The organism is Spirosoma luteum DSM 19990, from assembly GCF_000374065.1.
In the GTDB taxonomy this organism is placed as follows: domain Bacteria; phylum Bacteroidota; class Bacteroidia; order Cytophagales; family Spirosomataceae; genus Spirosoma; species Spirosoma luteum.
In genome coordinates this window covers 1-12,645 of sequence record NZ_KB893255.1, presented here as the reverse complement: position 1 = coordinate 12,645, position 12,645 = coordinate 1, and the positions used below count along the sequence as shown (strand labels likewise).

Genomic DNA, 12,645 nt, shown 5'->3' with positions numbered 1-12,645 from the left:
AAACAAGCAATACAACCATGGAATTAATTGACGCAATGAACTGGCGCTACGCTGCCAAAAAAATGAACGGGCAACGCGTATCGCCCGAAAAAATAGACACCATTCTGGAAGCAATTCGGCTGTCGGCCTCATCGGTGGGGTTGCAGCCCTATACCGTGCTGGTGATTGATAACCACGAACTGAAAGGCAGAATCCATGAACTGGCCTGCCCGCAGCCGCAGGTGGTAGAAGGGTCTCACTTACTGGTTTTCGCTTCCTGGACAGGAATGAACGCCACGCAGGTTGACGACTATATGAAACTCGTTGCCGAAACCCGGGGTGTTACGGTCGAATCGCTGACCCCCTTTGCCGATTCGGTAAAAGGGAATCTGTTCAGCAAGACGGAAGAAGAGCTAAATAACTGGGCCGCCCGTCAGTCGTATATTGCCTTAGGCTCGGCGCTGATTGCGGCCGCTACCGAGCAGGTAGATGCTACCCCGATGGAAGGATTCAATGCCGAAGCACTCGATGCGCTGCTGGACTTACCGGCAAAGGGATTGCACAGTGTTTCTTTGCTGGCATTGGGATACCGGGATGCGACTAAAGATTTTTTGTCGAGTGCCCCCAAAGTTCGGCGCGCCCGTAAAGACTTATTTATTGAGTTGGCGTAAGGTTGCCCATGTGTTTTAAGCCATAATGCCCACTGAGCAATCGGTGGGCATTATCTGTATGAAGGCTTACTCGCGTCTTTGTTTATTGAAATAGTGCCGCATAAACAGCATCTGGTAGTTGATGGCGTTGGACCAGTACGCCCAGTTGTGCGCGCCGGGGCGGGTAATGTAATCGTGGGCAATGTTACGCTCCAGCATCTTTTCATGCAGGTTGTTATTGACCCGGAAAAAGAAATCCTCGGTGCCGCAATCAATAATCAGCGACAGGGCGCCGGGCGTGAGCAGATGCAGCAGGTTAATGACCGTGTTCTGCTCCCAGCGTTCGGGAAACTGGGCGTAAGTACCCAGCCGTTTGGCCATGTCCCAGTTGTTGGGAAACGGCCGGATATCGACCCCGCCACTCATACTGCCCGCTGCCCCGAAGGTGTTCTGGTGCCGGAAAGCCAGGTACAACGCCCCGTGTCCGCCCATGCTCAGGCCCGTGATAGCGCGACCCGTGCGGTCTTTGATGGTCTTGTAATGGCTATCAATCCAGTCAACTAGTTCACTGGCCACGTAGGTTTCGTAGGTAAATGCCGGATCGATTGGGCTGTCGAAATACCAGCTTCCGAAATTGCCATCCGCGCAAACGACGATCATCTGGTACGTATCGGCCAGCTGACTGACTCCCGGCGCTTTTTTGACCCAGTCACTATAGCTACCGCTGTAGCCGTGGAGCAGGTACAGCACCGGCAATGCCTGGCCAGCTGTGTACGAATCCGGCGTGATGACCACCGCTTTAATCGTCTTGTTCATCGATGCGCTGGTCGTGGATACGGTATCGACTTTGGCCGCCAGGCAAGACGGACCGTAGAGTACAAAAAGGGCTGCTGAGACCAGTAAACGGATTGTATTCACAAATTTCTGTTTAGTAGTACTGTATTGATTTATACCAGATTTTTTTCGATTCTATACCTAGCTATGATGTCAAGAAACTGGGTGTGATGTTCAAAAAGATATATGTATTCCTGATGCCCTGTGTCTGGGGTAGGCGTTTCAATTAGTTTGTAATAGTCACTCAGGTCATACCAGCCCTGACTATAGGCATAGTCGATAAGCAGTTTTGCTACATCAAAAAACGGGTCAAGTAATTTCCTGAACCGGGCGTTCGGAAAATAAATGGGTATCGACGCGAATTCTGCCTGTACTGCCGGTATACGCCGAACGAAGGCTTCGTATTTATCTAATTCCTGCTTTGTTATTGAAGTCATTGGTGTGGTGGAGGTACGTGCTGTACAAGGCTCGCTATACTTTCCGGATGGACTAGAGTCAATTCGTAAAAATAGACTCAATTCATTCAGGAAACGTCAGTGGAGGAAATCAGCAGCGTGGCTATTCCGCTGATGAGTACGGGGGCCGCAAAGCAGAGAAAACTCAGTGACATGGAGAAGCCCGATCCGATCAGCACCCCACCAACGAGTGGCCCGACAATGGCACCTACCCGCCCCAGCCCCATAGCCCAGCCCACCCCCGTTGCCCGGATTTGAGTTGGATACAGCCGGGCAGCTACCGCATACATACCCACGAACCCGCCCTGAACGCCGAACCCGATCAGGCCCAGGATTACCAGCGTCCAGAAAGATCCGCTCACAAAGCCAAACCCCGCCATCAGAGCCGCCGTGCCAATCAGAAAACCACAAATGGTTCGGCGCAACCCGAACCGGCTGGACAGGTATCCCTGCGTAAGGATTCCGACGAAGGCACCCACGTTGAAAATTGTACCGGAATAGATGGCCAGTTCGAGGGATAAACCCGTGTTGGAGGCCAATTTTGGAATCCAGCTCGTTAGAAAATAAAGGGTGGCAAAAACCATGAACAGGGCCGTCCAGAGCCAGAAGGTGGGTATGCGCTGCGCGCTGGACAATAGCTTGTTGATGGACGATTTAGCTTGATGATCGTCTACTAAAACGGGTAGGACGGTCATCGTTGGCTGTTTGAGCTGACGAAGAATGCGATTGGCGCGGAACAGGGCGTTGGCAGGCTGAGCCTTTAGTAAAAAATCGAGCGATTCAGACAGCAGGATCAATACAAACGGGAGGGTAAGCAGCGTGATGCACCCCGCCACCAGAAAAACGGCTCGCCAGCCAGACTCGGCAATGATACTGGCCGAGACCAGCCCCGATAACACAGCCCCGACGGGGTAGCCCGCTACAACGAGACTAACCCAGAAATCTTTCGTTTTCTTCGGCGCATATTCGGCCGTAATGGTAGCGGTACTGGCCAGCATACCGCCAATGCCCAGACCGCTGATCAGGCGCATGAACCCCAGCATCTCAACGGATTGCACAAGCGATGTGGCAGCAATACTCACTCCCATGATGCCGGCGCAACTGATGATCATGGCACGTCGGCCAATGCGGTCGGCGATGGGAGAGAGGCCCATACCGCCAATGGCCATGCCCAGCAAGCCCGCGCTGAAAACGATCCCGAACTGCGGAGCGGCCACACCCCACTCAGCTCCGATAGATGTGGCCGTGTAGGAGATGACCATCACGTCCATGCCATCGAGCATATTCATCAGAAAGCAGATGGAAACGACCGCGTACTGAAGGGGTGTCAGGCGGGTTGATTCGACCGGGCTGGTTAGGGGGGCGGTGGTCATGGAAGTTATTGGTTGCGCTATTCGTCCGGCAGTAAAAGTATACCAGCCCCATTTTCTACGCAGCGAACGCTGACCGCAGGCAGATCAGCAACACGCTCATGGACACATGGGGTATGCACGCGGGACGGTATCCATGGAAGATGAATAGTGCCAAAACCTACCGATATACGGCCGTTATTTCTCTTTTTGCCGGTTGGTCCAACCCCGCAGCTTCTAAACAGCGATTGAATCGAGCGTTTTCAACCTGGCTTTCGGGTCATGTTGAATTTTCGGTGAAACAGTTTGATGCCTTTATACACCAGAACCGTTACCGTTTGTGGGTCATTCATCGTCACTTCAACGCTCAGGTCAATACCCGTTTTGGGATGAACCAATTCCCCTCCTGTCCATACCTCTCCGTCATACTTCAAGTTGCGAATGAGGATAGCGTCCTTAACGAGGCCAAAATTGTCTTCCCCTGCCTGGTCAACCTCATTAACGCGGGCAAAATAGCGATTCTCTAACCGGTAGATAGTAACACTGGACCCTTTGGTGGGAAACAGCCATTGCCCTAATAGCTGGTCGGCTGGCTGATCGGCTGTTGCTCCCAGTATAAACGTCGGTAGCAGTACCGCCCAAAGCAGGCTTCGGTATATAAATAAGTTCATCAGTTTTTCAGTAGGTTGAAATCCGTCCGTGTATCGGTTATATGTGCTTCCGATCCTGTTAAATACGTACAGGAATAACCGCTCACGAAGCGGCTGGTTCATATATAACCAAAATAATGCCCGTTTATGATGGAAGGCATAACACATTTGTCCACCAGGACCGGAGCCGGAGCACGCTGTGATCAACTAACATGCGGGTGTATTGATGGATTCAGCTACGGTAGCCTTTAACGGACGAAACCGGCTAATTCCTGTAGATAGTACTCACCTACTAAATCACTTCCCCAGCCACTCCTTGAACGCTGTAATACGGTCGCCACTGACGAAAACTTCCTGCCGGGGTGCCGGGTCAAGCTCCAGTTTGAGTTTGCTGCCGGAATAAGTGTGGATGGTCCGAATGGTCCCCAGCGAAACCAGGTAGGCCCGGTTGACCCGAAAAAAGTGCGTGGGATTCAGCAGTTCGACCAGCTTGTCTAAGCTGTAGTCGATAGTAATGTGCTGGCCTTCCTGCGTAGTGAGCCAGGTGGCTTTGTCTTCAAAAAAGAAATAGGCAACCCCGGTCGTTTCGATGCTGCGGATTTTGGTGCCGATGGTGACCATAAACCGCTCCTTGTAATTTGCGGATGGTTTCTGCATCAGTTTGAGCAGGGTATTTATATCGGCCATTGCGGGTTCGGTGGTTTTCTGCAACCGCTTGAACTTATCCAGGGCAGCGGCCAGTTCATCGGCATCAATGGGCTTGAGCAGGTAGTCGATACTATTGGTTTTGAACGCCTGGAGGGTATACTGGTCGTAGGCCGTCGTGAAGATGATGGGCAGCGTCAGGTTCGCCTGCTCGATAAGCCGGAAACCCGAATCATCTTCGAGGTGAATATCCAGAAACAGCAGGTCGGGCAGGGGGAGTTGTCCGTGGCTGTTAACCACCTCGGTAAACCAAGCCAACGCTTTACTCACCGAGGGCAACTGGGCTAGTACCCGAATGGATGGATCATACTGGAGGAGCATACTTTCCAGCCGCCGGGCCGTTAGTTTTTCGTCTTCAATAATGACTACGTTCATCATGGGCAGAGAGTGTATGAAAGAGCAAAAGAATGAAACCGAACCGCCGAAGCGGAGTGAATAGCTGACGCGAAGCGAAAGCCTTGCTGTGCCAGTTACTCACTCTTTCGCTCTTTCACTCGTTAATAGTGGAATAATCACCACAAAGTCGCTGTTGTGTTCGCCCACCCGGACGGGTTGGTCGGTGAGCAAACGGTAACGACTGCTGATATTTTGCAGCCCCATACCCGTTGAATCGCCACTGGAAGGCCGGAGCTGGATGGGATTGCTTATGCGCAGCGTTTCGCCCACCAGCGCAATCGTGACCGTTAGCGGAGCTTCGTCCGACATCTGATTGTGCTTTACGGCGTTTTCGACCAGCAGTTGCAGGGTAAGCGGGGCAATCTGGTAGCGGGTACGGGCGGCTTCGGGCACGTTGATTATCACCTTGAGCCGGTCGTCGAAACGGATATTGAGCAGGAAGATGTAAGCCTCGATAAAGTCCAGCTCGGTTTTCAGCGATACCTGTTCGTTGTCGCGCTGGTCGAGGATATAGCGATAGGCTTTCGAGAGCCGGTTGATGAACTGCACCGATAGTTTGGTGTCAATTTCGACCAGCGACGATAAAATGCTCAGGCTGTTGAACAGAAAATGCGGGCTTACCTGATTCTTCAGCGCATCGAACTGCGCCTGCACCGCTTCTTTTTGTAGCCGCTCGGTTTGTAGCTGAAGCGTTTGTATATGCTGGGTAGACCGCCGGTTTACGGTCAGGTAAAAAGCGGATAGCATGGCCATGAAAACCAGCCCGTTGTTCATGCGTTGCCTATTTTCCCGGCCCCCTCTTGGTGTTTTTTCAAGCGGTCGACCCAGGGTAGGGAACTTCCGCTCGATACCCGTATCCATCCGGTGATGTACCAGGCCGAAGCCCGCGTTGAAAATCAGGGCCATCCCCGTAGCAACCACCAGTGAAATCAACTGAACGGGCCAGCGCAGGGCATTGGAGGGATCATCCCCGAACCGACGCAATAACCGCTCCTGCAACCAGTCGATCAAACTAACCCATCCCCAGAAAAAAAGAAACGTCAGGGAAAGCTCGATTACGAAGAAAAAAGCATTGTCCCACACGATGTTCCAGCTCAGTGTTCCCACATTCATGTATACCCGAATGGGCCAGTAGATGAGCAGAATGCTCAAGGCTATCCGGGCTTTTTGACGCGGGGTGAGGTAAGGAACGGGCGATGCGTGCATGACAGACAAAGTTACTCCGTGATAGACTGAATCCGGCAAACCAGCTTCGAGCTGGTTTGCCGGACGTAACGGGGCTCAATTACGCGCAAAAGAACGATCATCAGGCATTCAGCACGACAAAACTTTCGTACGGAACAACCTGAACTACAAACGTCCTGGTAACAACCTCGCTCCCGGTCTTCAGGGTCATCCGGTACGTACCCGCCGATAAGGCCGATACGTCGAACTGGACGCCAAGTCCATTTTTCAGGTTCATCGTGGAGGTGTACAGGGAATGGCCGCTGGCATCCGTAATGGCCACCTCTCCTTCGGCCAGTAGGGGTTGAACGAACAACTTGATTTTCTGGTTGTCGGTCATCACTACGCGGGCTTGTGGCGTTGGCGTGTCGATGGTTTGCGCAGTGGTTTTTGGGGCGAACGATGCGGTACCGGCTACCAGTCCCAGCATCAATAGAATCGTTTTTTTCATGATCTGTATTTGTTTGTTTCGTCTAACTAAGACAAAGGTGTGGGTTGCCCGCTGCCCCGGAAACTAAATCGGATTGAATGCCGGGTTTAACCGGACAGAACCACTATGTAGCCTGACGAATAACAAGTTACCTTATTCGGAAACAGGCAGATTCGGCCTAATTTCAATCATGAATGCTGACTTATAAAACACTGCCAGATTACAGCCGACAAAAGCAGGCTTCCATTCTTTCCCACGAATGGAAGAATTTTTAGCCTTATTCAGGGAATTAATTAAACCATTTCATGGCAGTTTGTTCAAAGTAGCGAATACAACCTGAAAATAGTTGCTACCATGAAAAAAGTATTGTTAACTGCCGCAACCCTGATTGCCCTCCTCTCGACCGGTGCCTTTGCGCAACGCTACGGCTATCCGCAGAATAACTACCCACAGCGACAGCCGGGGTATAATCAGCCCGGTTATAATCAGTCCTATGAGCAGAATAGGTATAACTATGATTACGACGATTACCGGTTCGACCGTCATCTGGACTGGTGGGACCGGGAGTTGAACCTGACCCGGAAGCAGGAACGCGAGATTCGCCGGGTTCGGGCGAGGTATACCCAGCAAACACAAAATATAGATCCCCGCGACCCCCGTCAGCGCGATTTCATGCGGCAGGCCCGTCAGCGGCAGTTTATTGACATGATGGCCGTGTTAGGGCCACAACAACGTGACCGGGTCATTGCCCGGATGCGTCCTTACGAACTACGGAACGGGAACCGTTCGGCGAGTCGGGGGGGCGGCTACGGCAATGGTCGGGGTTCGTATGGGCCTTATGACCATTAGTTGCGTGTTTTGAGTATAGGAAGGAGAGTGTGGAAAAAGCCGGTCAACTTGACCGGCTTTTTTTGATGGGGTACGCTAATGGGGTACTTTTGGTTACCTATCGAGCCGTTATCAAATTAGCCGACTGCTGAATAATAGCTTCCAGTTGCTGGATTTCTTCCGATGTCGGCATGGTGAGGGGTGGGCGGACATCACCCGCCGGGCGGCCGATGATGGTTGCCCCCGCTTTAATCAGACTGACGGCATACCCCTGCTTCCGGTTTCTTAGCCGGACAAACGGGATGTAGAATTGCTGGAGTATGGTGGCGACAACCTCTTTGTTCCCCGCCCGCAGACTCGTATAAAACAGGTTCGCCAGTTCGGGTACAAAATTGAAAACGGCCGACGAGTACGTATTGACGCCAATGGACAAATACGCTTCGGCGATGATTTCGGCGGTTGGTACCCCACCGATGTAGGATAAGCGACTGCCAACGGATTTAATGGTGTCGTTCAGGTCCTGCATGTTGCCGGTGCCATCTTTCAGACCAATAAAGTTGGGGCAGCTATCCGCTAATTTCTGAACGTACTGGCTCGGTAAGACGCCGTTACCCCGGTTGTAGTAAATAACGGGCAGACTAGTATTGTCCATAATCGTTTTGGCATACTGGTAAATACCATCGGGCGGGCATTCGGTAAGGTAGGGGGGCATCAGCAACAGGGCACTCATCCCCGCTTTTTCGGCGATTTTGGCAAACGCAATGGCTTCAGGAATGCTCCGTCCCACGCTCGAAATCATGGGTACTTTTTCCTGAACGGTACGGGCTGTTACTTCCACAATTTTTCGATACTCGTTTTCCGACAGCGAGAAAAATTCACCCGTTCCGCCCGCTACAAAGATGGACGATACCTCGTGGGTGACGAACCAGTCCAGCCGGATGGCATAGGTATCGGCGTTGAACTGGCCGTTTTTATCCAGGTCTGTAATGGGAAAGGATAACAAGCCGTCTTCCAGCGAGGCTTTTATTTGGGATAAGGGTAAGGCCATAGTTGAATGATAGAATGACTAAGTGATAGAATGATTGAATGTAGAGGGGCTGACTTTTGAGCTGGTACGCTTCGCTGACACTGAACTCATTTTTGGTCCGGTTCAAAATGACAAAATAGCGCTTGTAGTAAAGAGACATACAGGCAGAAAATATAACCCGTTCAGAATCGATATCCAAAGCCTCAGGTAAGCACAGGAATGAGCCACAGCCTGTTTATATATTTTTTATACTTTTTTTAATTATAAGTGTCACTATTACAAGTATAAAGAGAGTAACTACCCCTTTCGACCGTAAGCTGCAAATCATGCCGGAGCACTCGATCCGCCAGCTCTTCGATTATGAGAAAAATTTACAGGCTGTTCGTAAGTTGCCTCCTGCTGTTGGGGGCTGTATCACCGCTGTTTGCCCAGCAAAATATTATCCCCAATCCGGGCTTCGAATCCGGAGCCGGTGACGTATTCACCAACTGGACCAAAGCCAACGGAGCCAGCTATCTAACGGCCACCACCGTTGCGGCCGAAGTACACGGCGGAACACGCGCGTTGAAGTCGGCGGGACCGGGCTTTGCCGGTCAGCAGTACCAGGTGCAAATGCTGAGCGATTTGATTCCAACGACCATCGGTACCGCCTACACGTTCAAAATCTGGGTCAAAGCCGCCACCGCTGGCGGCACGATTCGGTTCTCGACCCAGCCCAGTGCCTTGTATGGACCGGACACCAACGTTCCGGTGGGGGTATGGACGCAACTATCGTGGACGTTTACGGCCAATCAGACCCAAACACGCATTGCTCTGGATTTGGGACAGAGTAACGTAGTCTATTACCTGGACGACATGGAAATGCTGGGCACCGTGGTTGTTACGCCCCCCCCTGCCAACCTGACAAACTATCTACCCAACCCCGGTTTTGAAGCCGGTACGGGCAGTACCTTCACGGATTGGACAGCCCTGAACGGGGCGGGTTCGTTCTCGGAAACGACCAACCCGGCCGAAGTGAAAGCTGGCGCCAGAGCCCTGAAGGTAGTATCAGCGGCCCCTGGCAATGCCTACGACGTTCAGTTTGCCAGCCCCTTTCTTAATACGGCGGTTGGCAGGCACTTCCGGTTCAGTATCTACATCAAAGCAGCCACGGCCGGGGGTATGGTCAGACTATCGACTATCTCGCCCCTGGCTAATTATGGGGCTTACGCCTATTCGACCTCGACCAGCATTGGTACCAACTGGCAGTTGTTGACGCTCGATTTTATTCCGGTAGAACCCACCACGCGGGTAGCCATCGATATGGGAAGTAGTGCCGCTACCTATTTTGTGGACGACATGAGCCTGACCTCGACCGACGCCCTGCTGATTGGAAACGGTGGGTTTGAAACCGGCGGCAACGATTTCACCAACTGGACCAGGCAAAACGGAGCGTCGTTTCTGACGGTCACCACTACCGAGACCCACTCCGGCAGCCGGGCGTTACGGGCTGAAGTGACCGGCAGCCAGCCCAATGCCGGACAAGCTTATTCCGTGCAGCTAATCAACGATGCTGCCACGACGGTTGTTGGAACGCAGTATGTTTTCTCGATATGGGCCAAAGCCACTACGGCTGGCAGCACGATTCGGTTCTCGACCCAGCCCAGCGCCCTCTACGGGCCCGATACGCCCGTGCCAACCACCTGGACCAAACTGAGCTGGGTCTTCACGGCCAATGAAGCCCAGACCAAGCTGGTACTCGACCTGGGCAAAAATACCAATATTTATTACCTCGACGATGCCGACATCAGCCCGGCCATTATCAACCTGGTCAACAACGGCAGTTTTGAGTTAGGTGGCCCTGGCAACAACTTCACGAATTGGTCAAAATTCAATGGGGCGGCCAACATGACCGAAACCACCGTTGCGGCCGAAGTAAACGAGGGAGCCAGGGCGGTAAAGGTGACCAACACAGTTGCCGGTAATGCGTTTGGTGTGCAACTGGTAAGCGATCCGATGAGCCTGACAGTTGGTAAAAATTACACGGCTACCGTATATGTACGCTCGAACGTGGGTGGAGAAATTATTCGATTTTCGACCAATGCGACGGCTGGGGCTCTATACGGACCCAATTACACTACCACCACGGCCTGGAAAGCCATGACCTGGACATTTACGGCCAACGATGCCAGCACCCGCATTGTGCTGGACATGGGCACCAGCGTCGGCACCTTCTTTGTCGATAATGTAACCGTGGTTGGAGCGGACGACTGTGCGGTCAAGTATCAGGTGCCCGCCAATCAAACACCCATTGCTACGGGAAAAAACAAATTTCTGGGTTCGGCCTACAGTACGCCCCAGATTCCCAACTTCGAGAAGTATTTCAACCAGGTAACGCCCGAAAACGCGGGTAAATGGGGCAGTATCGAAGCAACTAAAGGTGTTTATAACTTCACCGAAGTGGATCAGGCGCGCGAGTTTGCTAAAGTGCGCAACTTCCCTTTCCGGTTCCACGTACTGGTGTGGGGTGCGCAGCAGCCAACCTGGCTGAAGCCATTGAGCGATGCGGAGAAGGTTCAGAAATTGAAAGCCTGGTTCCAGGCTGTTGCCAACCACTACGATGGCAGCTCGAACGCACGGGCCAAACTGGAATACATTGAAGTAGCCAACGAAACGCTGAACGATCCGCCAAATAACCTGGGTCCTAACATGACTGACCCCGCCAGTGGTGATTATGTGAACGCCCTGAAATCATTGAATGCCGAACTGGGCACCACACCCGGTCAGTTCGACTGGGTTGTCAATTCCTTTAAGCTGGCCCGGCAATATTTCCCCTGCGAAACCAAGCTGGTTCTGAACGAATACAACGCCGAAACCAACCTGACGGACGATTACGTGACGCTGGTAAATCTGTTGAAGGCAGACAATCTGCTGGATGTGGTAGGACTACAGGCCCACTCATTCTCGACCCGGAAGTATAATGCCAGCCAAAGCTTTGCCGATCATACCGCCTACCTGAAAGGGCAACTCGATAAAATTGCTGCGACCGGATTGCCAATCATGATTACCGAACTTGATATTGACGGCAATGTAGACAATACCTATACCGTTACGACCGACATCGCTGTGAAGCAGGCGTTCCAGAAATCGGAGTACGAACGCATTTTTGGGTTGTACTGGAATCACCCGTCGGTAATCGGTATTACGTTGTGGGGGTATCTGACGGGCCACTGGCGTACGGCCCAGGAAGCGTTTTTGGTGGATGCCTGTACGGGTCAGGAGAAACCGGCCCTGCGCGACTACCTCAACAACACGCTTAACAATACCCCGACCAGCATTCGGGCATCCGGCAATCCACCCCTGGGCATGAGTTTTCTACCCAAGATTTGTGGCATTCCAGTAGCTGCTCAGTATGCGTGTGCCACTGATGTGCCCGCGTCCAGTACGGCGGCAATAACGGCTTCGGCGGTCAACTGCCCCGGTGCCGTTATGGTCACGGTAAAAGATTTGATCACGGTAGCCCCCCCAACAGCCGGTACGTCCTACACCATTACCCGCACCTGGACCGTTACCGATGCCTGTGGCAATGTCAGAACAGCCTCCCAGAAAATTATGGTTTTAGGTACTTGTCCACCCGTTACTACGCCCTGTGGTAGTCCAACGGCCACGCTGGGGCAGCCACTTAGTCTCGTAGAACCAACCTACAACTGTACCACGAGGGAGTTTAAGTTTAACACCGTGGGTGGCGATGGTTCCCCCATCAGTTATTCGGCGGTAGGCATCTCGGTTCCGACGACGAACTGTGCAGCTATGGTCGATGCGGGTATCGCGCAGGACATTCGGGAACAGAAGCCAAATGTGGAGCCCTTCACGCTGTCGGCAACGCAAAACGGCATTACGGTACAGTATTCGTGGAATGCCCTTACCGCCTGTAGTTCCGTAACGGTTACGCCACCAACCGGACTGGCTTTAATTGCGCCCACGTATAACTGCTCAACGGGAGCCTTTACCTTCAATACCCGGGGCGGTAACGGGACGCCTATCGAGTATTTTTCGGTTGGCATTACTGGCTGGACAACTAACCCCAATCAGTTTGTGGATACTGAACTGCGCACAGTCGCCGATGCCCAACCTCTGAC

Annotated in this window: 11 protein-coding genes; 3 read left to right on the top strand and 8 right to left on the bottom strand. The window is 52.5% G+C overall.

The features are described 5' to 3' along the window. Positions 1-17: 17 nt before the first annotated feature. The gene (locus B156_RS0112065; RefSeq protein WP_018619977.1) at positions 18-650 is read left to right on the top strand and encodes an NAD(P)H-dependent oxidoreductase; all 633 of its coding nucleotides are present in this window, start codon (positions 18-20) and stop codon (positions 648-650) included. Between the two features lie 66 nt (positions 651-716). Here the strand turns inward: B156_RS0112065 and B156_RS0112060 are convergent, their stop codons facing one another. The 7 genes from B156_RS0112060 to B156_RS0112030 all read right to left on the bottom strand — a co-directional run bounded on the left by B156_RS0112060 (position 717) and on the right by B156_RS0112030 (position 6,693). Further along, positions 717-1,547, bottom strand: a complete 831-nt coding sequence (locus B156_RS0112060; protein WP_018619976.1) for an alpha/beta hydrolase — start codon at positions 1,545-1,547, stop codon at positions 717-719. Between the two features lie 29 nt (positions 1,548-1,576). Further along, positions 1,577-1,900: a hypothetical protein gene (locus B156_RS0112055; RefSeq protein ID WP_018619975.1), complete on the bottom strand. Its 324-nt coding sequence runs from the start codon at positions 1,898-1,900 to the stop codon at positions 1,577-1,579. Between the two features lie 86 nt (positions 1,901-1,986). Continuing rightward, positions 1,987-3,291 (bottom strand): MFS transporter, encoded by a 1,305-nt coding sequence (locus B156_RS0112050; RefSeq protein ID WP_018619974.1) that lies wholly within the window; start codon positions 3,289-3,291, stop codon positions 1,987-1,989. Positions 3,292-3,530: 239 nt separating this feature from the next. Beyond that, on the bottom strand, positions 3,531-3,938 hold the full coding sequence (locus tag B156_RS0112045) for a DUF2147 domain-containing protein (protein WP_026260787.1): 408 nt from the start codon (positions 3,936-3,938) through the stop codon (positions 3,531-3,533). Positions 3,939-4,214: 276 nt separating this feature from the next. Continuing rightward, positions 4,215-4,997, bottom strand: coding sequence for a LytR/AlgR family response regulator transcription factor (locus B156_RS0112040; RefSeq protein WP_026260786.1), 783 nt, complete (start codon positions 4,995-4,997; stop codon positions 4,215-4,217). 99 nt (positions 4,998-5,096) lie between these two features. Beyond that, entirely contained in the window at positions 5,097-6,224 is a 1,128-nt protein-coding gene (locus tag B156_RS0112035) for a sensor histidine kinase (protein WP_018619971.1), read from the bottom strand. 100 nt (positions 6,225-6,324) lie between these two features. After that, positions 6,325-6,693 (bottom strand): T9SS type A sorting domain-containing protein, encoded by a 369-nt coding sequence (locus tag B156_RS0112030; protein WP_018619970.1) that lies wholly within the window; start codon positions 6,691-6,693, stop codon positions 6,325-6,327. Between the two features lie 333 nt (positions 6,694-7,026). On the opposite strand from B156_RS0112030, the gene B156_RS0112025 reads away from it, so the two are divergent. After that, complete coding sequence (locus B156_RS0112025; RefSeq protein WP_018619969.1) at positions 7,027-7,521, top strand: hypothetical protein; 495 nt, start codon at positions 7,027-7,029, stop codon at positions 7,519-7,521. A 97-nt stretch (positions 7,522-7,618) separates the two neighbouring features. On the opposite strand, the gene B156_RS0112020 is transcribed toward B156_RS0112025, so the two are convergent. Beyond that, positions 7,619-8,548: a 5-dehydro-4-deoxyglucarate dehydratase gene (locus B156_RS0112020; RefSeq protein ID WP_018619968.1), complete on the bottom strand. Its 930-nt coding sequence runs from the start codon at positions 8,546-8,548 to the stop codon at positions 7,619-7,621. Between the two features lie 339 nt (positions 8,549-8,887). On the opposite strand from B156_RS0112020, the gene B156_RS30295 reads away from it, so the two are divergent. Continuing rightward, a partial coding sequence (locus B156_RS30295; RefSeq protein WP_052635756.1) for an endo-1,4-beta-xylanase occupies positions 8,888-12,645 on the top strand: 3,758 nt, incomplete at its 3' end.